The 21,198-nt window shown below is 71.9% G+C and carries 20 protein-coding genes; 14 read left to right on the top strand and 6 right to left on the bottom strand.

The window, feature by feature from the left end:
* Positions 1-59: 59 nt before the first annotated feature.
* From ACWBNA_RS21340 to ACWBNA_RS21325, 4 genes are all read left to right on the top strand, one after another.
* Positions 60-836: a DeoR/GlpR family DNA-binding transcription regulator gene (locus ACWBNA_RS21340; protein ID WP_482706024.1), complete on the top strand. Its 777-nt coding sequence runs from the start codon at positions 60-62 to the stop codon at positions 834-836.
* Positions 833-2,170 carry a 6-phospho-beta-glucosidase gene (locus ACWBNA_RS21335; protein ID WP_482706023.1) on the top strand — a complete coding sequence of 446 codons (1,338 nt, stop codon included), beginning with the start codon at positions 833-835 and terminating at the stop codon, positions 2,168-2,170. The genes ACWBNA_RS21340 and ACWBNA_RS21335 overlap by 4 nt, the downstream gene beginning before the upstream one ends.
* 34 nt (positions 2,171-2,204) lie before the next feature.
* Positions 2,205-5,267, top strand: coding sequence for an alpha-mannosidase (locus ACWBNA_RS21330; RefSeq protein ID WP_482706022.1), 3,063 nt, complete (start codon positions 2,205-2,207; stop codon positions 5,265-5,267).
* An 86-nt stretch (positions 5,268-5,353) separates the two neighbouring features.
* A complete protein-coding gene (locus tag ACWBNA_RS21325) occupies positions 5,354-6,604 on the top strand; it encodes an alpha-L-fucosidase (protein ID WP_482706021.1) in 1,251 nt (416 codons plus the stop codon).
* Positions 6,605-6,888: 284 nt separating this feature from the next.
* Here the strand turns inward: ACWBNA_RS21325 and ACWBNA_RS21320 are convergent, their stop codons facing one another.
* Entirely contained in the window at positions 6,889-8,076 is a 1,188-nt protein-coding gene (locus ACWBNA_RS21320; protein WP_482706020.1) for an ATP-grasp domain-containing protein, read from the bottom strand.
* Between the two features lie 318 nt (positions 8,077-8,394).
* Here ACWBNA_RS21320 and ACWBNA_RS21315 point away from each other — a divergent pair, with 318 nt between their 5' ends.
* Both ACWBNA_RS21315 and ACWBNA_RS21310 read left to right on the top strand, forming a co-directional pair.
* A complete protein-coding gene (locus tag ACWBNA_RS21315; RefSeq protein WP_482706019.1) occupies positions 8,395-9,255 on the top strand; it encodes a metallophosphoesterase family protein in 861 nt (286 codons plus the stop codon).
* Positions 9,252-9,989, top strand: a complete 738-nt coding sequence (locus ACWBNA_RS21310) for a 4'-phosphopantetheinyl transferase family protein (protein WP_482706018.1) — start codon at positions 9,252-9,254, stop codon at positions 9,987-9,989. The genes ACWBNA_RS21315 and ACWBNA_RS21310 overlap by 4 nt, the downstream gene beginning before the upstream one ends.
* Before the next feature lie 33 nt (positions 9,990-10,022).
* Here the strand turns inward: ACWBNA_RS21310 and ACWBNA_RS21305 are convergent, their stop codons facing one another.
* On the bottom strand, positions 10,023-10,262 hold the full coding sequence (locus ACWBNA_RS21305) for a hypothetical protein (protein WP_482706017.1): 240 nt from the start codon (positions 10,260-10,262) through the stop codon (positions 10,023-10,025).
* A 233-nt stretch (positions 10,263-10,495) separates the two neighbouring features.
* Between ACWBNA_RS21305 and ACWBNA_RS21300 the strand changes: the two genes are divergently transcribed.
* Positions 10,496-11,539, top strand: a complete 1,044-nt coding sequence (locus ACWBNA_RS21300; protein ID WP_482706016.1) for an alpha/beta fold hydrolase — start codon at positions 10,496-10,498, stop codon at positions 11,537-11,539.
* 30 nt (positions 11,540-11,569) lie between these two features.
* Here ACWBNA_RS21300 and ACWBNA_RS21295 read toward each other — a convergent pair whose 3' ends face one another.
* On the bottom strand, positions 11,570-12,100 hold the full coding sequence (locus ACWBNA_RS21295) for a toxin-antitoxin system, toxin component (RefSeq protein WP_482706057.1): 531 nt from the start codon (positions 12,098-12,100) through the stop codon (positions 11,570-11,572).
* A gap of 32 nt (positions 12,101-12,132) precedes the next feature.
* Positions 12,133-12,789, bottom strand: a complete 657-nt coding sequence (locus tag ACWBNA_RS21290) for a helix-turn-helix domain-containing protein (protein ID WP_482706015.1) — start codon at positions 12,787-12,789, stop codon at positions 12,133-12,135.
* Between the two features lie 224 nt (positions 12,790-13,013).
* Between ACWBNA_RS21290 and ACWBNA_RS21285 the strand changes: the two genes are divergently transcribed.
* The 7 genes from ACWBNA_RS21285 (at position 13,014) to ACWBNA_RS21255 (ending at position 19,515) form a co-directional block, all read left to right on the top strand.
* On the top strand, positions 13,014-13,685 hold the full coding sequence (locus tag ACWBNA_RS21285) for an MmyB family transcriptional regulator (protein WP_482706014.1): 672 nt from the start codon (positions 13,014-13,016) through the stop codon (positions 13,683-13,685).
* A gap of 172 nt (positions 13,686-13,857) precedes the next feature.
* Entirely contained in the window at positions 13,858-15,009 is a 1,152-nt protein-coding gene (locus ACWBNA_RS21280; RefSeq protein WP_482706013.1) for an NAD(P)/FAD-dependent oxidoreductase, read from the top strand.
* Positions 15,006-15,308, top strand: coding sequence for a (2Fe-2S)-binding protein (locus ACWBNA_RS21275; RefSeq protein WP_482706012.1), 303 nt, complete (start codon positions 15,006-15,008; stop codon positions 15,306-15,308). The genes ACWBNA_RS21280 and ACWBNA_RS21275 overlap by 4 nt, the downstream gene beginning before the upstream one ends.
* Complete coding sequence (locus tag ACWBNA_RS21270) at positions 15,301-16,716, top strand: FAD-dependent oxidoreductase (RefSeq protein WP_482706011.1); 1,416 nt, start codon at positions 15,301-15,303, stop codon at positions 16,714-16,716. Before ACWBNA_RS21275 ends, ACWBNA_RS21270 begins: the two co-directional genes overlap by 8 nt.
* Positions 16,717-16,802: 86 nt before the next feature.
* Positions 16,803-17,699, top strand: a complete 897-nt coding sequence (locus ACWBNA_RS21265; protein ID WP_482706010.1) for a dihydrodipicolinate synthase family protein — start codon at positions 16,803-16,805, stop codon at positions 17,697-17,699.
* A 37-nt stretch (positions 17,700-17,736) separates the two neighbouring features.
* On the top strand, positions 17,737-18,738 hold the full coding sequence (locus tag ACWBNA_RS21260; protein ID WP_482706009.1) for a proline racemase family protein: 1,002 nt from the start codon (positions 17,737-17,739) through the stop codon (positions 18,736-18,738).
* A 78-nt stretch (positions 18,739-18,816) separates the two neighbouring features.
* Positions 18,817-19,515, top strand: a complete 699-nt coding sequence (locus ACWBNA_RS21255) for a GntR family transcriptional regulator (RefSeq protein ID WP_482706008.1) — start codon at positions 18,817-18,819, stop codon at positions 19,513-19,515.
* A 45-nt stretch (positions 19,516-19,560) separates the two neighbouring features.
* Here the strand turns inward: ACWBNA_RS21255 and ACWBNA_RS21250 are convergent, their stop codons facing one another.
* Both ACWBNA_RS21250 and ACWBNA_RS21245 read right to left on the bottom strand, forming a co-directional pair.
* Positions 19,561-20,364: an ABC transporter ATP-binding protein gene (locus tag ACWBNA_RS21250; RefSeq protein ID WP_482706007.1), complete on the bottom strand. Its 804-nt coding sequence runs from the start codon at positions 20,362-20,364 to the stop codon at positions 19,561-19,563.
* Positions 20,365-20,384: 20 nt separating this feature from the next.
* Positions 20,385-21,167: an ABC transporter permease gene (locus ACWBNA_RS21245; protein WP_482706006.1), complete on the bottom strand. Its 783-nt coding sequence runs from the start codon at positions 21,165-21,167 to the stop codon at positions 20,385-20,387.
* Positions 21,168-21,198: the final 31 nt, after the last annotated feature.

The following is a 21,198-nucleotide window of genomic DNA, read 5'->3' as shown; positions in this document are numbered from 1 at the left end:
CAAGACCTCAGCAGAAGTGAGCATAGAAATGATTGAAGATGACGAGTAGTGTTCACGTCGTGCTGGCAGAACGACGACATCAACTCATCCTGCGGGCCCTGCGCTCCGGCGGTCCCGCGGCCGTGACCGATCTCTCCGAGCAACTGGGGGTGAGCCCCGCCACGATCCGGCGTGACCTGGTCAAACTCGAGGAGGACGGCCTGCTGACGCGGGTGCACGGCGGGGCCGTGGCCGACGAGGGCGACCAGCCCTTCGCCGAGGTCGCCGAGGTGCGGGTGGCCGAGAAGGACGCCATAGCCGCTCACGCGGCCGCCATGGTGGCCGACGGTCAGTCGGTGCTGCTCGACATCGGCACCACCGCCTACCGCCTGGCCAGACAGCTGCACGGCCGCCGCCTCACCGTGATCACCAGCAACCTGGTGGTCTACGAGGAGCTCGCCGACGACGAGGGCATCGAGCTGGTGCTGCTCGGCGGCATGCTCCGCCGCGAGTACCGCTCCCTGGTCGGTTTCCTCACCGAGGACAATCTGCGCCAGCTGCACGCGGACTGGCTCTTCCTCGGCACCAGTGGAGTGCGGCCGGGCGGGCAGGTGATGGATACGACGGTGGTCGAGGTCCCGGTGAAGCGGGCCATGATCAAGGCCAGTGACAAGGTCGTCCTGCTCGCCGACTCGGCGAAGTTCCCGGGTACCGGCATGGCGAAGGTCTGCGGTCCCGAGGAGCTGGACGCGGTGGTGACGAACGCGCCGGTGAACGCGGCGACCCGGTCCTCCCTGGAGGAGGCGGGCGTCGACGTGGTCCTGGCGGAAGAACGAGGAAAGGCGGGTGCGGCGTGAAGCTGACGATTCTGGGCGGCGGCGGATTCCGGGTGCCGCTCGTGTACGGGGCGCTGCTGACGGACCGCGCCGAGGGCCGGGTCACGGAAGTCGTTCTGCACGATCTGGACGACAGTCGACTGTATGCAGTCGCCCGTGTGCTGGATGAGCAGGCCGCCGCCGTGCCCGACGCGCCCCGGGTGACCGCCACCACCGACCTCGACGAGGCCCTGCGCGGCGCCGACTTCATCTTCTCCGCGATCCGGGTCGGTGGTCTGGAGGGCCGCGCCAACGACGAGCGGGTGGCGCTGGACGAGGGTGTGCTCGGCCAGGAGACGGTCGGCGCGGGCGGCATCGCCTACGGTCTGCGGACGGTCCCGGTGGCCGTCGACATCGCGCGGCGCGTGGCCCGCCTCGCGCCCGACGCCTGGGTCATCAACTTCACCAACCCGGCAGGACTGGTCACCGAGGCCATGTCCCGCCACCTCGGCGACCGCGTCATCGGCATCTGCGACTCGCCGGTCGGCCTCGGCCGCCGGATCGCCCGCGTCCTCGGGGCGAACCCCAAGGAGGCCTGGATCGACTACGTCGGTCTCAACCACCTCGGCTGGGTGCGCGGCCTGCGCGTCGCCGGCCGCGACGAACTCCCGCGGCTGCTCGCCGACCCCGACCTGCTCGGCTCCTTCGAGGAGGGCAAGCTCTTCGGCGTCGACTGGCTCCAGTCCCTGGGCGCGATCCCCAACGAGTACCTGCACTACTACTACTTCAACCGGGAAGCCGTCCGTTCCTACCAGCAGGCCGTGAAGACCCGCGGCGCCTTCCTCGCCGACCAGCAGGCCCGCTTCTACGAGGAGATGAAGCGTCCCGACGCGGCGGCCCTGACCGCCTGGGACCGCACCCGCGCCGAGCGCGAGGCCACCTACATGTCCGAGAACCGGGAGACGGCGGGCGCCGGGGAGCGCGACGCCGACGACCTGTCCGGCGGCTACGAGAAGGTGGCCCTCGCGCTGATGAGGGCCATCGCCCGTGACGAGCGCACCACCCTGATCCTCAACGTGCGCAACCAGGGCACCCTCTCGGTGCTCGACGCGGACGCCGTCATCGAGGTGCCCTGCCTGGTCGACGCCAACGGCGCCCACCCGGTCGCCGTCGCCCCGCTGCCCGACCACGCCACCGGCCTGGTCTGCTCGGTGAAGGCGGTCGAGCGCGAGGTGCTGGCCGCCGCCGAGGCCGGCTCCCGTGCGACGGCCGTGAAGGCGTTCGCGCTGCACCCGCTCGTCGACTCCGTGAACGTCGCCCGCAAACTGGTGGACGGATACACCTCGGTCCATCCCGGCCTGGCGTACCTGAAGTAAGCGCTTTCCCCTTACTGGTTTCCTGGAGACTTCCATGCACGACGAACGCCGCCGGATCGAGGAGCGCGTCGAGCGCGTCCACACCCAGCGCATCAAGCCCGCGATCTACGCGGCCACCGTCCCCTTCGAGGTAGAGGCATGGCAGGCGCCGGGGGAGCCGGTCCCCTTCGCGGAGGCCGCCGCCGCGCCCTACGAGCCCTTCGTGATGGACACCCCGTGGGGCCCGCCCTGGGGGACCACCTGGTTCCGCATGCGCGGCCAGGTGCCCGCCGAGTGGGCCGGCAAGCGCGTCGAGGCGGTCATCGACCTCGGCTTCGTGGGGGACTGGCCCGGCAACCAGGCCGAGGCGCTGGTCCACCTCACGGACGGGACGCCCCTGAAGGCGGTCAACCCGCTCAACCAGTACGTGCCGATCGCCCACCCCGCCACCGGCGGCGAGACGGTCGACTACCTGGTCGAGGCGGCCTCCAACCCCGACATCCTCGCCGACAACTTCTCGGCCCCGACCCTGATGGGCGACGTCCTGACGGCGGGCGACAAGCCGCTGTACACGTTCCGGCGCGCCGACCTCGCCGTCCTCGACGAGGAGGTCTGGCACCTCGACCTGGACCTCCAGGTGCTGAGCGAGCTCATGGTCCACCTCGGTGAGCACGAACCGCGCCGCCACGAGATCATGCACGCCCTGGACCGGGCCATGGACACCCTGGACCTGGACGACGTCTCCGGCAGCGCCGCCGTCGTCCGCGAGGTCCTCGCCCCCGTCCTGGCCCGGCCCGCCCACGCCAGCGCCCACACCATCTCCGGCGTCGGCCACGCCCACATCGACTCCGCCTGGCTGTGGCCGATCCGCGAGACCAAGCGCAAGACGTCCCGCACCTTCTCCAACGTGACGTCCCTGGCCGACGAGTACGACGACTTCATCTTCGCCTGCTCCCAGGCCCAGCAGTACGAGTGGGTGCGCGACAACTACCCCCACGTGTGGGCCCGCATCCAGGACTCGGTGAAGAAGGGCCAGTGGGCCCCGGTCGGCGGCATGTGGGTCGAGGCCGACGGCAACCTGCCCGGCGGCGAGGCCATCGCCCGCCAGCTCGTCCACGGCAAGCGGTTTTTCATCGAGCACTTCGGCGTCGAGACCAAGGGCGTGTGGCTGCCGGACTCCTTCGGCTACACCGCCGCCTACCCGCAGCTCGCCAAGCTCGCCGGCAACGAGTGGTTCCTCACCCAGAAGATCTCCTGGAACCAGACCAACAAGTTCCCCCACCACACCTTCTGGTGGGAGGGCATCGACGGCACCCGCATCTTCACCCACTTCCCGCCGGTCGACACCTACAACGCCCGCTTCAGCGGCGAGGAGATGGACCGCGCGGTGCGCAACTACCGCGAGAAGGGCGGCGGTACGCGCTCCCTGGCTCCCTTCGGCTGGGGCGACGGCGGTGGCGGCCCCACCCGCGAGATCATGGAACGGGCCCGCAGGCTCGCCGACCTGGAGGGCTCGCCCAAGGTCGTCGTCGAGCACCCCGACGCGTTCTTCGCCAAGGCCCGCGAGGAGTACGAGGACGCCCCGGTCTGGAACGGCGAGCTCTACCTGGAGCTGCACCGCGCCACCTACACCTCACAGGCCCGCACCAAGCAGGGCAACCGCCGCAGCGAGCACAAGCTCCGCGAGGCCGAGCTGTGGGCCACGACGGCCGCGCTGCACGCCCCGGGCTACGCCTACCCGTACGAGAAGCTCGACCGGCTGTGGAAGACGGTCCTCCTGCACCAGTTCCACGACATCCTGCCCGGCTCCTCGATCGCCTGGGTGCACCGGGAGGCGGAGGCCGAATACGCGCGCGTCGCCGAGGAGCTGGAGACGCTGACGGCCGAGGCGGTCGCGGCGCTGGGCGGTGGCGGCGCCCGCGTGTTCAACACCAGCCCCTGCGACCGCGCGGAGGTGGTCCACAGGGCCGACGGCACACCGGTGTACGTGGAGGTGCCCGCGAACGGCAGCGCGCCCCTGACCGACGCCCGGCCCGCGCGGCCGGTGAAGGCGGAGGGGTTGGTCCTCGACAACGGTCTGGTGCGTGTACAGGTTGCGGAAGACGGAACACTGTCTTCTGTCTACGATCTGCGGTCGCACCGCGAAGTGCTCGCCGGCAAGGGCAACCTGCTCCGCCTGCACACCGACCTCCCGAACTACTGGGACGCCTGGGACATCGACAAGCACTACAAGAACCGCTACACCGACCTCCTGTCCCCGGACTCCGTCGAGATCGTCTCGGCCGACCCCCTGCTCGGCGCGATCCGCGTCACGCGCTCCTTCGGCAAGGGCTCCACGCTCACCCAGACGATCACGCTTCGCGCCGACAGCCCCCGCATCGACTTCGAGACCGAGATCGACTGGCACGAGGCCGAGAAGATCCTCAAGGCGGGCTTCCCGGTGGACGTCCGGGCGGCGCACTCCTCCGCGGAGATCCAGTTCGGCCACGTCCAGCGGCCCACGCACACCAACACCAGCTGGGAGGCGGCCCGCTTCGAGGTCTGCGGCCACCGCTGGGTGCACATCGGCGAACCCGGCTACGGCGTCGCGGTCATCAACGACTCGACCTACGGCCACGACGTCACCCGCACGGTCCGCGAGGACGGCGGAACGACGACCACGGTCGCCCTCAGCCTGGTGCGCGCCCCGCGGATCCCGGACCCCGAGGCCGACCAGGGCAGGCACAGGTTCACGTACTCCCTGCTCCCGGGCGCCACGATCGGCGACGCGGTCGCCGAGGGCTACGCCCTCAACCTGCCGCTGCGCGTCGCGGACGCGGCGGGCCCCGCGGAGCCGGTCGTGTCCGTGGCCGGCGAGGGCGTCACCGTCGAGGCGGTCAAGCTCGCCGACGACGAGTCCGGTGACGTGGTCGTGCGGTTGTACGAGTCGCGCGGCGGCCGCGCCCAGGGTGTGCTGAGCACCGGGTTCCCACTCGCGGGTGCCCAGGTGACCGACCTGCTGGAGCGGCCGCTGCCGGACGAGAGCGCGCACATCGACGGCGAGGGCGCGGTCGCGGTGTCACTGCGCCCCTTCCAGGTGCTGACGCTCCGTCTGCGGCGCGGTACCACCGGCCGGTAACCACCGGCCCAGGGGCGGGCGCGTCCGCCGCGTCCGCCCCTTTCCCGCAGTGTCCGAAGTCCCCGATCGTGCCGAGGAGTTCAGCCGTGCCCATGCAGCCGTGGTTCACCGACGCCAAGTTGGGGATCTTCGTCCACTGGGGGATCTACGCCGTCGACGGCGTCCAGGAGTCCTGGTCGTTCTACGACGACATCGTGCCGCACGACCGGTACATGTCCCAGCTCGACCGCTTCACCGGCGCCCACTACGACCCGCGCGCCTGGGCCGCCCTCTTCGCCCGGGCAGGCGCCGGGTACGCCGTCCTCACCAGCCGCCACCACGACGGCGTCGCCCTGTGGGACACCGCCTACGGCGACCTCAACCTCGGCCGCGACTACATCGGCCCCTACGCCGACGCCCTGCGCGAGAAGGGCCTCAAGGTCGGCCTGTACTACTCGCACTCCGACTGGAACCACCCCGACTACGCCAGCACCCGCAAGCCGGGCCGCCCGCCGGAGCAGGAGGACAACCGTTACTCGGAGGTCGCGGCCGAGTTCGAGGACCTGGACGCCTGGGAGCGGTTCATCGCCTACCGCGACGGCCAGATCCGCGAGCTGGCCTCCCGCTACCGCCCCGACCTGATGTGGTTCGACGGCGAGTGGGACCGCAGCGAGGAACAGTGGCGCATCCAGGAGCTCGCCGCGCTCATCCGCTCGTACTCGCCCGACGTCGTCTTCAACGCCCGCATGCTCGGCGAGGGCGACTACGCCACCCCCGAACAAGGCGCCCCCATCGAACCCCCGGACGGGCCCTGGGAGTTGTGCCTGACGATCAACGACTCGTGGGGCTACCAGCACCATGACCACAACCACAAGTCGCTCACCCAGCTGATCCGCTACTTCACGGAGACCATCGGCGGGGGCGGCAACCTCCTTCTCGACGTCGGCCCGATGGAGGACGGCACCATCCCCGAGCCGCAGGCCGAGCGCCTGGAAGGTCTGGGGGAGTGGATCCGCAAGCACGCCGAGGCCGTGTACGGGACGGTGCGCGGGCTGCCGGCCGGGCACCACTACGGACCCAGCACCCTCTCCGCCGACCGCCGCACCCTCTACCTCACCCTGTACGACATCCCGCGCGCCGAGATCGGGGTACGCGGCCTGGTCACGCCGGTCCGCAAGGTCACCGTCCTCGGCACCGGCACCGAACTCGCCCATCGCGTGGTCGGCGGACTCCACGAGGCCGTCGGCGTGGTGTGGATCGACCCTCCCGCGACGGCCGACCTCGATCCGTACGCCACGGTCCTCGCGGTCGAGCTGGACGGAGAGCTGGAGCTGTACCGCGGGTCGGGCCGCTTCTGAGGTGCCGGCCCTGTCCGCCCACTGGTCGCCACGTCCTCGCCGCACCGCCGTACGGACCGGGACCCCGACGTCATCGCGCCGAGGTCCTCGACCGTCCGCCCCCGGGCGCGGCGACTGGTCCGGCACCATCGGGGCCCGGCCGCATCCGGTCCGCCCGCACACCCGAGCCGGCAGCCGCAGCGCCGCTAGCCGCACCGGCTCGCGGAGCCGGCCGGGTACCGGGGCCGCCCGGCCGGGTGGACGAGACCTGCGAACAGCGGCCCGCGGGCGCGCAACGGCGAGGACTAAGCCGGTGCGATCGCCGAGGCCGAGGCCGTAGCCGAAGCCGTCGCGGAAGCCGTGGTGCCGGACTCCGTGGGGACCGGCTCCGCCGACTGCGGGGCCGGCGCCGAGACCGCCGGCAGCGGCTCGTGGACCTCCGCGCGCTGCTGCGGGAGAGACACCGGCCGCAGCTGACGCGGGCCCGACACCACCGTGTAGTCCTGCCCCAGGAACGGCGGAACGATCTCGCCCGGGTCCTCGCCGAGCGCCAACTGCACGGCCGCCCAAGGGGCGTTGACGCCGCACAGGGACAGCTGGTGCAGCCCGCCCGCCGGACGGGTGTTCACGTCCATGAGGACGGGCGTGTCGCCGTACATCCGGAACTGGATGTTGGACAGGTAGTGCAGCCCGAAGCCCTCCGCGATCCGCCGCGCCGGCTCCAGCCACTGCTCGTGCAGCGTGAACCCACGCCGGCGGCCGTTCTTCGTACGGCCCACGGCCATCCGGATGCGGTTGTCGGGGCCGGTGAGGCAGTCCACCGACACCTCCGGCTGCTCCAGCCTCGGCATGACCAGCCAGTCGACCGGCTCGTCCTGGTCGTCGGCCTCCTTGAGGGCCCCCAGCACCAGGTCCATCGGGACGTAGGGGCTCGGGAAGCCGTTCAGGTGCATGAGCGAGAAGGGGGTACGCGTGATCACGCGGAAGCCCACCCCGCCCGCGCCGGACGCCGGCTTGAAGCACGCCTTGTGGCCGTCCGCCTCCAACTCGTCGACAGCGGCGACGAGTTCGTCCGCATTGCGCACCCGCCACCACGGCGGCACCGGCGCGCCGATCGCCTGGACGGCCTCGTAGGCGATCACCTTGTCGTGGAAGACGGCCACGGCCTCGGGCGGCGGCGCGAGCAGGGCCGTACCGGACGCCTCGAAGTCGGCGCGGTGTGCCACGATCGCCGACTGGTGCAGCCGGGGCACGAACACATCGATGGCGCGCCGGGCGCACTGGTCGAGCGCGTACTCGACGTACGCCGCAGGGGACAGGCCCTCCGGCTCCAGGTCGGCGGTGTCGGCCGCAGCCAGTACGGGGGAGTCCGCGTCTCCGTGCGTGGCATGGATCTCGACGGCGCGATCGCTCGGATTTCGCCGCAGCTGATCCATGAAGAACACGTTCTCCGCGTACGTGCGGTTGAGCCAGACGCGTACGCGAGAGACCATGCAGGCCGCCTTTCACGGTTTGTGGGCAGGGCGGAGCACGCCCGTGCCCGGGCAGGGTGGTTGGAGGGACACCAAACCGCCCCCGTGTGAGGGGACGTTCATGGGTGGTGTTGGGGCGATCATACGGCTTCGAAGGGGCGCCGCGTGCAACGCGCGTGTTACGGAATTTCCGATCATGGTTCCTTCCGTGGTCAGGCGCATTGAGCCGGAGCACGTCACCGGGTGGCGAGCCGAAGACCGGCCGACTCGATCAGCCCTTGTCCTCGGGAGGGCGACTGTGTTCTCGTGGTCCTCTGGGATGCTCGGAGGGGGCGAGAAGTGACGTCGACGGCCGGCGGTGCCGGACAGCTGCTGGCCATCAGCGACCTGCACATCGGGTACGAGGAGAACCGCGCGCTCGTCGAACGCATGCGTCCCGGGACGGACGAGGACTGGCTTCTGGTGGCCGGCGACGTCTCGGAGACCGTGTCCGACATCCGCTGGGCCCTGGAAACCCTCGCCGGCCGCTTCCGCAAAGTCCTGTGGGCCCCCGGCAACCACGAACTGTGGACCCATCCGAAGGACCCGGTCACCCTGCGCGGCGTCGCCCGCTACGACCACCTGGTCGCCCTGTGCCGGGAACTCGGCGTGACGACCCCCGAGGACCCCTACCCGGTGTGGGACGGCCCCGGCGGCCCGGTCGTCGTCGCACCCCTGTTCCTGCTGTACGACTACTCCTTTCTGCCGGCCGGCTGCGCGACCAAGGAACAGGGACTGCAGTACGCGCACGGCACGGGCATCGTGTGCACCGACGAGTACCTGCTGCACCCCGACCCGTACCCGTCCCGCGAGGCCTGGTGCCGGGCCCGGGTCACCGAGACCGAACGCAGACTCGGCGCCCTGCCCGACGGCCTTCCCACCATCCTCGTCAACCACTACCCGCTGGACCGGCACCCCACGGACGTCCTGTGGCACCCCGAGTTCGCCATGTGGTGCGGCACCAGCCGCACGGCCGACTGGCATCGCAGATTCCGCGTCGAGACCATGGTCTACGGCCATCTCCACATCCCGCGGACCACCTGGCACGAGGGCGTCCGCTTCGAAGAGGTGTCCGTGGGCTACCCCCGCGAGTGGCGCGAACGCTCCGAGGCGCCGGGGCGGTTGCGCCGGATCATGCCGAGGGAGGCCGTGGCGCGATGATCGAGGAACTGCTGCCCGCCACCGTGGTGGCCGTGGAGGCGTACGGCCACGACGAGTCGGTGAACGCGCTGCTGTACCCCGAGGAAGAGGCCGTCATGGTGAAGGCGGTGGCCAAGCGGCGCCGCGAGTTCGCCGCCGTACGCGGCTGTGCCCGCCGGGCGATGGAGAAGCTCGGCGTGCCGCCGCAGCCCGTCCTGCCCGGGGAACGCGGCGCCCCGCGCTGGCCGGCCGGCCTCACCGGCAGCATGACCCACTGCGACGGATACTGCGCCGCCGCCCTGGTCCGCACTACCGATCTGGCCTCGCTGGGCATCGACGCCGAACCCGAGGGGCCGCTCCCGGACGGCGTCCTGCCCTCGGTGGCGCTGCCCGCCGAGTTGGACCGGCTGCCCCGGCTCGCCCGGGACCACCCCGGCATCCACTGGGACCGGCTCCTGTTCAGCGCCAAGGAGTCCGTCTACAAGGCGTGGTTCCCCCTCACCGGGAAGTGGCTCGGCTTCGAGGAGGCCGACATCGAGTTCGCCGTCGGACGGCCCGCCGGGCCCATCGGCCTCGGCCCCGACGCCATCTCCGACTCCGTCCCCGACTCCGGCGAGCGGATGAGCGGCACCTTCCGCGCCGAACTCCTCGTGCCGGGGCCCTCGGTGGGCGGCCGGCGGCTCGGGCAGTTCCAGGGCCGCTGGACCGTCCGGCGGGGGCTGGTGGCGACGGCGGTCGCCGTGCCGCACGACTGAGGCCCTCATGCGGCACGACCGGCACCTTCCGCGCTACGACTGAGGCGGGCACCAGGTGTGCAGCAGCCGGAAGAACGCCTCCTCGTTGCCCGCCAGCCCCGCCCGGGCCAGGGCCTGTTCCGCCTCGGCGAGCACGGCGGGCGCAACGACAGGCGGTCGAGCGGTCTCCGGCGGACCGGACTCCACGTCGAAAGCCGCTCGCACGGTGTGCAGCAGCCGCAGATAGGCCTGTACGGCGGTGCGCTCACGGTCGGTCAGTACAGCGGTGGGCATCGCGCGGCTCTCCCCATGTCGGCGTCGTCGGTCGCGCCCCCGGACGGGGCACACTTCCAGCTTGCCGCCCACCACTGACAATCCGGCCCCGTCACGGGTCGGTTCGCCCGCTTAGCGGAGGCGAAACCTCACCGAAATCCCCGGGGGGAATGCGCCCCTACGCTGGGGTGAAGGGCTTTCGAGTGAAGGACTCCCGGCCGCTGAGACGCGGCCGGGGAACGGGAGGCGAGCGCGTGGTCGACGCCCCGCGACGTCACCCCGCGCGCACCGTACGGCTGCGCTCGGTGGGCGACGCAGAACTCGAGTTGCAGTACCGGGTCGTACACGGCTACCGCCGTGCCTTCCGCGTGGCCGGCGAGGGACCCGCGCTGGTGCTCATCCACGGCATCGGCGACTCCTCGGCGACCTGGGCCGAACTGATCCCGGACCTCGCCCGCACCCACACCGTGATCGCCCCCGACCTCCTCGGCCACGGCGACTCGGACAAACCGCGCGCCGACTACTCGGTCGCCGCCTACGCCAACGGCGTGCGCGACCTGCTCACCACCCTCGGCATCGAGTCCGCGACCCTTGTCGGGCACTCGCTGGGCGGAGGCGTGGCGATGCAGTTCGCCTACCAGTTCCCCGAGCGCACCGAACGGCTCATCCTGGTCAGCGCCGGCGGCGTCGGCCGCGAGGTCAACCCCGTGCTGCGGATGGTGTCCCTGCCCGGCGCCCACCTCATGCTCGCCGGCCTGCGCCTGCCCGGCATGCGTCTGCACGTCGGTCTCGCCGTACGCCTGATGAAGCTCCTCGACACCGACCTCGGCCAGGACGCCCCCGAACTGCTCACCCTCGTCGACGCGCTGCCCGACGAGACCTCCCGCAACGCCTTCATCCGCACCCTGCGCGCGGTCGTCGACTGGCGCGGCCAGGTCGTGACCATGCTCGACCGCTGCTATCTCACCGAAGGCATGCCGACCATGCTGCTGTGGGGCGACCGGGACAGCGTGGTGCCCGTACGGCACGCGTACGGCGCGCACGAGGCGATGCCGGGCAGCCGTCTGGAGATCTTCGAGCAGGCCGGCCACTTCCCGTTCCACACCGACCCCGCCCGGTTCGTATCCCTGGTCGAGGAGTTCACCGCCGGCACGGAACCGGCCCACTGGAGCCGCGAACACTGGCGCGACCTGCTCCGCTCCGGCCGGCCCGGCAGCTCCGCCGGCCGCCCGGACACCGCCCGCAGCCGCGCTGTGGAACGCGGCCTGCGCGAAGCCAGCGAACGCAGCGCGACCTGAACCAACGCGCGATCGCCCGCGGTTCGCTCTTCAGCCCTGCGGGCCCAGGTATCCGAGGGACGCCTCGATCCGGCCCGCCAGATGATCGCGCTGCACCGGGCCCCGCAGGGACGAACCGGCGAGCCAGGTGCGGCACTTGCTGGCGAGGAGCAGTCCGAAGCGTTCGGCCTCCCTCTCGTCGGCCTGGTCGAAGCGGCTGCGGGCGGCCACCTTCAGTACGGTCGCCTGCAGGTCCGCGTCGTCGCACAGTAAACGGGCCGCGACCGCCGCCCCCTCGACGTGATGGCTGCAGTGCCCGGCCTTCATGTGCCACAGCTCGTGGCCGAGGATCACCAACTGGTGGTCGGGCGCGGTGCGTTCCTCGATCACCACGAGGTCCTGGTCGGCCATGTCGAGCCACAGTCCGCTGGCCGTGCCGGGCGGGAAGGCGGACGTACGGAAATGGACCGGGCGGCCGCGCCGTCTGCTCATCCCGTCGCACAGGGCGCCGTACAGCTCCGCGGGCTGCGCCGGTGCCGGAAGGGTCAGCTCCGCGACCAGCTCGCCGCACAGGCGGCGCATTTCCTTACCGATGCCCACAGTTCTCCCCCGGATCACGACTCGGGCCGCTTGACACTCTCCAAGAGCATGTCCAGCCACTCCGCCACCTTGTCGCGGTGCTGGTCGGTGGGCAGCTGTGCGGCCCGCCAGGCGATCCCGCGGACGCCGTGGTCCTGCAACAGCCGCTCCAGCGGATCGACGGCGGCCGCGGCCGCCTCCCGCTCACGGTCGGCGAGCTTCTGCAGGAGTTCCTGTTCGGTGCGCTGCAGCGTGCCCGCCAGCGCCTCGGGGTCCTCGGCGGTGAGGAAGCCGGCGTGTACCCGGAAGAAGCGCTGGATGGCGTCGCAGTGCTCCATGGTGGGGCGCCGGTCGCCGTTGATGAGCGCTCCGGCCTGCTGCCGGGACATGCCGGCGCCGTCGGCGATCTCCTGCTGGGTGTACTTGCGCCCGTTCGGCTTGAGCCGGGTGCGGCGCAGCAGGTCCAGGCGTTGCAGGAAACGCGCCTGTACGTCGGGCTCACCCGCGCGCCGGCCGCTCAGCAGGGCCTTGACCACCGGTTCGGTCACGCCGGAGGCGACCGAGAGGCGGCCGGTGTCGAAGACCTCCGCGTGCGGCACGCCGAGCCGGCCCGCGAGCGCGGTGACGCGGGCGACGACGGCCGGCAGCACAGTCGACGCCACGTCGCCCGGACCCTCGAAGCCTTCCGACACCGACAGATCTCCTACGTTTCTCACTGGCTTCTCACAAGCGGTTGCCGTGAACATCCCGGAGAGTAGCCGGTTGTTCGAACTTACATCCAGGTCTCGCCACAACTGTGGCCAATTTCAGCCGTCAACAGCCGTGGAATGCCACGATAGTTGACACGACTTGTGTCGGGGCAGCAGGATCAACACCGCCGCGAGAAGGCCGCATAGGCAAGAGGGGTGACCTCCCGATGGCGTATCAGGCAGGTGGGCAGCGGTCGGTACCGCGGCCCGTCCCCGAGAGTCTTGAGGCCCAGGCGTATCTCCAGGACTACGCCACGCTTCTGGAGGCCGTCTCCTTTCCCTCCGTCGTCCTCGACCACCGCTGGGACGTCGTCCTGGCCAACACCGCTTTCGCGTCACTCTTCGGCGGCGTGGGCCCCCATCCGACGGCGATGCCCGACGACAACTTCCTGAGATTCGTCCTCTTCCACCCGGACGCGAGCCAGGTCCTGGGCGAACACGAGTCGCGCTGGTGCCTGCCGATGCTGGCGCACTTCGCCGCTGCCGTGGAGCGACACGGCCACGACCACGGACTCCAGTCGATCCGCCGGGACATCGCCCAGGATCCGATCATGGAGGCCGCCTACCGGCAGGGACTGCCGCACTGGATCCGCGCGGTCGGGGAGCAGGCCGTCGCGCTGGACGGCGCGGTCCGCCCGCTGAAGCACCCCGACCCGCGCTGGGGCGTCACCGAGTGCCGGGTCGTCGACGAGACGCCGAGGACCCTGGCGGACATGGGCTACAGCCGGCTGACGCTGGTCCTGCGCCCCGCCCGCCGCGCGGCGCCCCCGGCACGACGGGCGGTGCGTGCGCGCCGTCCGGCGAGCCACCTCAGCGTGGTGCCCGTCCCCGAGGTCTGACGGGCACCGTCGGCGTTCAGGTCGCCGACGGTGCCTCGTCAAGCGTTTGCCCTACGTGTGCCCTGCCTGTGCCCTGCGTGTCCATGCCCTGCGTGTCCATGCCCGTCGATACGTGTGTTCTCCGCGTGACGGCCTCGTTCCCCGATGCGGCGGTATGTGACATAGTACTGCCGTGAGCAAGCGACTGACCTGCGATGTCGTGGTCGTCGGAGCGGGAATGGTCGGCGCCGCCTGCGCCCTGTACGCGGCCCGGGCCGGCCTCGACGTCACCGTCGTCGACCGTGGACCGGTGGCCGGCGGCACGACCGGCGGCGGGGAGGGCAACCTTCTGGTCTCCGACAAGGAACCGGGGCCGGAGCTGGAACTCGCGCTGCTGTCCGGCCGCCTGTGGGGCGAACTCGCCGAGGAATTCGGCAGGCTCGTCGAGTACGAGGCCAAGGGTGGTGTCGTCGTGGCCTCTTCACCCGGCGGACTCACCGCGCTGGAGCGTTTCGCCGAAGGGCAGCGTGCTGCCGGAGTCGTCGCCGAACTGGTCGGGGGCGACGCGTTGTACGACCTCGAACCCCACCTCGCTCCGGGCCTGCCGGGCGCCGTCCACTACCCCCAGGACAGCCAGGTGATGCCCGCCCTGGCCGCCGCCCACCTGCTCCGCGCGTCGGGCGCCCGCCTGCTCACCGGCCGGACCGTGACCGCCGTTCCGCGCACCCCGGACGGAGCCGTGCGCGGAGTTGCCACCGACCGGGGCGACATCCACGCCCCCGCGGTCGTCAACGCGGCCGGCACGTGGGGCTCCGACCTGGCCGGCCTCGCGGGAACGTCCCTGCCCGTGCTCCCGCGCCGCGGCTTCGTGCTGGTCACCGAACCGCTCCCGCGCATGGTCCGCCACAAGGTGTACGCCGCCGACTACGTGGCCGACGTGGCCAGCGACTCGGCGGCCCTGCAGACCTCACCGGTCGTCGAGGGGACGGCCGCCGGTCCGATCCTGATCGGCGCGAGCCGGGAACGGGTCGGCTTCGACCGGACGTTCTCGCTGCCGGTCGCACGAGCCCTGGCGGCGGGCGCGACCCGGCTGTTCCCGTTCCTCTCCGACGTCCGCGCCCTGCGCGCCTACCTCGGCTTCCGCCCCTATCTGCCCGACCACCTGCCCGCCATCGGCCCCGACCCCCGCGTCCCCGGCCTGCACCACGCCTGCGGCCACGAAGGCGCGGGCATCGGCCTCGCCACCGGCACCGGGCACCTGATCGCGCAGGCGCTGACCGCGAAGACGCCCGACCTGGACCTGACGCCCTTCCGGCCCGACCGCTTCACCGAGGAGACCGCGTGAAATCTCCCCTGGACCTGGCCGGGGCCCGCCCGGGTCCCGCCTTCACGGTCACCCTGGACGGCCGCGAGATCGAGGCACTGCCGGGACAGACCGTCGCCGCCGCGCTCTGGGCGGCCGGTGTCACCTCCTGGCGCACCACCCGCGGCGAGGGCCGCCCGCGCGGCGTCTTCTGCGGGATCGGCATCTGCTTCGACTGCCTGGTGACCGTCAACGACCACCCGAACCAACGCGCTTGCCTGATGCCCTTGCACCCGGGCGACGCCATCCGCACGCAGGAGGGGACGGGCCACGATGACTGACCGGGAACGGGAAGCGGCCGTACCGCATCTCGCGGTGATCGGCGCGGGTCCGGCCGGGCTCGCCGCCACCCTCGCGGCGGCGGCGCGAGGAGTACGCGTCACGCTGCTCGACTCGGCCGCGGAGGCTGGCGGGCAGTTCTACCGCCGGCCCGCCGCCGCACTGCGCGCCCGCCGCCCGCAGGCCCTGCACCACCGGTGGCGCACCTGGGAGCGACTGCGGGACGGCCTGCGAACCCACGTGAAGACAGGCGCCGTACGGCACCTGACGGGCCATCACGTCTGGTTCGTGGAGCGACGCGACCACGGCTTCACCGTCCACGCCCTGCTCGGCCCCGGCCAGGAGGACCCGGTCGAGGTCCGCGCCGACGCCGTCCTCCTCGCCACCGGCGGCTACGAGAAGGTGCTGCCCTTCCCTGGCTGGACCCTCCCCGGAGTCATCAGCGCGGGCGGCGCCCAGGCCATGCTCAAGGGCGCCCTCGCGGTGTCCGGCCGTACCGCAGTCGTCGCCGGGACGGGGCCACTGCTCCTGCCCGTGGCGACCGGCCTCGCCGCCGCCGCGGTGGAGGTGACCGCGCTGGTCGAGTCCGCCGGCCCCACGGCGTTCCTGCGGCAGTCCCGCGCACTGGCCGCCCAGCCGGGCAAGGCCGCCGAAGGCGCCCGGTACGCGACCCGGTTGCTGCGCCACCACGTGCGGCTCCTCGCGCGGCATGCCGTCGTCGAGGCGCACGGCACCGAGCGGCTGGAGGCGGTGACCGTCGCAGCGCTCGACGCGGAAGGGCGCGTGCGGCCCGGCACCGGGCGGCGCATTCCCTGCGACACCCTCGCCGTCGGCCACGGCATGCTGCCGCACACCGACCTCGCCGACACCCTGGGCTGCCCTCTCGACGGGCTGAACGTCCACGTCGACGACGAGCAGCGCACCGGCGTCCCCGGCGTGTGGGCGGCGGGCGAGACCACCGGCATCGGCGGCTCGGACCTGTCCCTCGCCGAGGGACACATCGCGGGCCGCTCCGCCGCGGCCCGTCTGCACGGCACCGAGCCCGACCCGCGAGCCTGGGCGGCGGCCGCGCGGACCCGCACCCGGCTGCGGGCCTTCTCCGCCGCGCTGGAGCGTGTGTACGCCCCGCCCGCGCACTGGACCGAGCAGGTCACCGACGACACCGTCGTCTGCCGCTGCGAGGAGGTCACCGGCGGCGCGGTCCGTGCGGCCGTGGCGGACCTCGGCGCCGGCGACCTGCGCACCGTGAAGCTGCTGACGCGCGCCGGGATGGGCTGGTGCCAGGGCCGGGTGTGCGGGCCCGCGGTCGCGGGACTCACCGGGTGCGAACTCACCCTGTCCCGGCGGCCGTTCGCCCGGCCGGTGCCGCTCGGGGTGCTGGCGCGCGCCGGAGAGTCCGAGGAGGACTGAGCCCACCCCAGCCCGCTGTTGCAGACCTGGACCGCTCGGTAAAACCACTCAGTAAAATGTCACACCCTATTCAGATGGGACCCCGGATGACCACCACCGAGACTCGCCCCTGGCGCGGCGTCCTCGTCGCCACCGCCCTCCCGCTGCGGGCCGACCTCCGTGTCGACCACGGCAGGTACGCCGAACACTGCGCCTGGCTTATCGAGAACGGCTGCGACGGCGTCGTACCGAACGGCTCCCTGGGCGAGTACCAGGTGCTGACCCCCGAGGAGCGGTCCAAGGTCGTCGAGACGGCCGTGGCCGCCGTCGGCGGCGAACGCGTCATGCCGGGCGTCGCCGCCTACGGATCCGCCGAGGCCCGCCGCTGGGCCGAGCAGGCGCGCGACGCGGGCTGCGCCGCCGTGATGCTCCTGCCGCCCAACGCCTACCGCGCCGACGAGCGCTCCGTCCTCGCCCACTACGCCGAGGTCGCCGAGGCCGGCGTGCCGGTCGTCGCCTACAACAACCCCATCGACACCAAGGTCGACCTGGTGCCCGAACTGCTCGCCACCCTGCACGGCGAGGGCTACATCCACGCCGTCAAGGAATTCTCCGGCGACGTCCGCCGCGCCTACCAACTCGCCGAACTCGTCCCCGAACTGGACCTGTTGATCGGCGCCGACGACGTCCTGCTGGAGCTCGCCGTGGCCGGCGCCAAGGGCTGGGTGGCCGGCTACCCGAACGCACTGCCCGCCGCGAGCGTCGCCCTGTACCGCGCGGCCGTCGGCGGCGACCTGGGCACGGCCAGGAAGCTGTACGAGCAGTTGCACCCGCTGCTGCGCTGGGACTCCAAGGTCGAGTTCGTGCAGGCCATCAAGTTGTCCATGGACATCGTCGGCCGTCACGGCGGCCCGGTGCGCCCGCCGCGCGTCCCACTGCTGCCCGAGCAGGAGGCCGCGGTCCGCGCCGCCACCGAGAAGGCGGTCGCGGCCGGGCTCGCGTAGCAGTCCCCATCGGTCCGTCACGTCCACCAGGAGCGTCATGCGCAGCAAACTCGTCCTGCACGCCGTCGACTCGCACACCGAGGGCATGCCCACCCGAGTGATCACCGGCGGCATCGGCACGATCCCCGGCGCGACCATGAACGAGCGGCGCCTGTACTTCCGCGAGCACCGCGACGACATCAAGCAGCTCCTGATGAACGAGCCGCGCGGTCACGCGGCGATGAGCGGCGCCATCCTCCAGCCGCCCACCCGCCCCGACTGCGACTGGGGCGTCGTCTACATCGAGGTCTCGGGCTATCTGCCCATGTGCGGACACGGCACGATCGGGGTGGCGACCGTGCTCGTCGAGACCGGGATGGTCGAGGTCGTCGAGCCGGTCACCACCATCCGCCTCGACACCCCCGCCGGCCCGGTCGTCGCCGAGGTGACGGTGGAGGACGGCGCCGCCAAGGCCGTCACCCTCCACAACGTCCCGTCCTTCGCCGTCGGCCTCGACCGCAAGATCACCCTCGCCGACGGCCGCACGGTGACCTACGACCTGGCCTACGGCGGCAACTTCTACGCCGTCCTGCCGCTGGAGCAGTTCCAGCTGCCCTTCGACCGCGCCCGCAAGGACGACATCCTCAAGGCGGGTCTGTTCCTCATGGACGCGATCAACGCCGAGGGGGAGCCCGTCCACCCCGAGGACCCCTCCATCCGCGGCTGCCACCACGTCCACCTGTACGCGCCCGGCGCCACCGCCCGCCACTCACGGCACGCGATGGCGATCCACCCCGGCTGGTTCGACCGCTCACCCTGCGGGACCGGAACCAGCGCGCGCATGGCGCAACTCCACGCGCGCGGCGAACTGCCCCTGCACACCGAGTTCGTGAACGAGTCCTTCATCGGGACACAGTTCACGGGCCGCCTCCTCGGCACCACGGAGGTCGCCGGGCTCCCCGCCGTCCTGCCCAGCTTCACCGGGCGCGCCTGGATCACCGGCACCGCCCAGTACCTGCTCGATCCGACCGACCCCTTCCCGGCCGGGTTCGTCCTCTAGACGTCTGGAGGTATGGAGGTCTGGACGTCGAGGACAATGACCGGTGACGCGTGACATTGCACAGCTAGGAGAAACCCCTTGGCCGCCGCCCAGCGCACCAGCGCCCCGTCCGCCGCCGCCCCCGCCCTGCCGGTGCTGGGCGGCAAGAAGAGCAGCTACCGCGAGCGGGTCGCGGACGCGCTGCGGGCCGCGCTGATCGCCGGTGAGCTGCGCCCGGGCGACGTGTACTCGGCGCCCACGCTCGCCGCCCGCTTCGGCGTCTCCGCGACGCCGGTGCGCGAGGCGATGCTGGACCTGGCCAAGGAGGGCCTGGTCGACACCGTCCCCAACAAGGGCTTCCGGGTCACGGCCGTCTCCGAGAAACAGCTCGACGAGTACACCCACATCCGCGCGCTCGTCGAGATCCCCACGGTGGTGGAGCTGGCCCGCACCGCCGACCCGGTCTCGCTGGAGGCGCTGCGCCCGGCCGCCCGGGAGATCGTGCACGCCGCGGTGGCCGGTGACCTCATCGCCTACGTCGAGGCCGACACGCGTTTCCACCTCGGCTTGCTCGCCCTGGCGGGCAACCAGCACCTCGTCGAGGTGGTCGGCGACCTGCGGGGGCGCTCCCGGCTCTACGGTCTCACCGCGCTGCTGGAGGGGGGCCGCCTGCTGGGCTCCGCCGAGGAGCACCTCGAACTCCTCGACGCCCTGCTGGCCCGCGACACGGACGCGGTGCACGACGTCATGACCCGCCATCTCGGCCACGTCCGCGGTCTGTGGGCGGCCCGCGGCTGAGGAGAGGCGCGGGCGACCACGAAAACGGGGCCCTCGCAGCCCCGTTCAGGGAGGTGGCGGCGGGTCCGTCTTGGCAACAGCCGCCCCGCGCTTCGCCGCCTGGATCTGCTCGTACACATGGGTCCGCAACTCGGCGAAGCGCGGGGCGACCCGGGTGTGCAACTGGTCCCGGTCGTCCGGCAGGTCGACCTTCAGCTGCTCCTGCACCACGGTCGGGGAGGCGGACAGGACGACCACCCGCTCGCCCAGGTACACGGCCTCGTCGATGTCGTGGGTGACGAACAGGATCGTGATCCCGCGCTGCCGCCACAGTCCCCGGACGAGGTCCTCCAGGTCGGCGCGGGTCTGCGCGTCCACCGCCGCGAACGGCTCGTCCATCAGCAGCACCCGGGGCTCGTACGCCAGGGCGCGGGCGATGGCGACCCGCTGCTGCATGCCGCCGGACAGCTGCCACGGGTAGGCGTCGGCGGCGTCCGCGAGCCCGACCGACCGCAGCGCGTCCGCGACCAGCTCCCGGCGCCGCGACGCACTCAAGCCCTTCTGTTTCAGCGGCAGTTCGACGTTCTGTGCGACCCGCATCCAGGGGAAGAGGCTGCGTCCGTACTCCTGGAAGACGAACGCCATCCCGGGCGGCGGGCCGTTCACCTTGTGCCCCTCCAGGAGGACTTCGCCGCTGGTCGGGGTCAGCAGTCCGCCCATGCACTTCAGCAGGGTCGTCTTGCCGCAGCCCGACGGTCCGACGAGGCAGACGAGTTCGCCGGCCTCGACGGTGAAGGTGAGGTCGCGCACCGCCTCCACCCGCCGGCCGGACCCCTCGTAGACCTTCTTCAGGCCGCGTACGTCAAGCATGGACCGCCCTTTCGGGTAACTCACGGGGACCGCCGGGCCGCCGCGCGCAGGCCGTGATACCAGGCCAGGACCCGTCGCTCGACCAGCTGGAAGACGACGGAGAGCAGGAAGCCGAGCAGGCCCAGGACGAGGATCCCGGTCCACATGCCGGGGATCGCGAAACTGCGCTGGAACTGGACGACGGTGAAACCGAGGCCGTTGCTGGCCGCGAACATCTCGCTGATGACCATCAGGATGATGCCGATGGACAGGGCCTGGCGCAGGCCGGCGAAGATCTGCGGGCTCGCCGAGCGCAGCACCAGGTTCGTCAGGCGCGAGGGGCCCTTGATGCCGTACGAGCGTGCCGTCTCGGCCATCACCGGGTCGACCGCGCGGACGCCCTCGACGGTGTTGAGGAGGATCGGCCACACGCAGCCGCTGGCGATCACCGTGACCTTCATGGTGTCGTCGATGCCCGCGAACAGCATGATGACCGGCACGAGCACCGGCGGCGGCACCGCCCGCAGGAACTCCAGGACCGGTTCGCACACCGCGCGGACGCGCCGGTAGGAGCCGATGACCGTGCCGAGCGCCACCCCCACGACGGCCGCGAGCGCGTAGCCGCCCGTCAGCCGCAGCACGCTGGGCAGGACGTCGTCCCTGAGGCGATCGCCGGTCCACACCTCCGGGAAGGTCCGCATGATCGTGCGCAGGGGCGGCCAGAACACGTCCGTGCTGTTGTCGGACGCGAGCCACCAGACGGCGACGAGCAGCGCGGGCAGGGCGAACACGAAGAACAGCCGCAGCAGGACGCTCCCCCACATCCTCGACTTCGCTCGAACAGGGGGGACCCCC

Source organism: Streptomyces sp. Q2 (assembly GCF_056820935.1).
The sequence above is the reverse complement of the archived record's forward strand: the minus strand, read 5'-3'. Positions and strand labels throughout refer to the sequence as shown.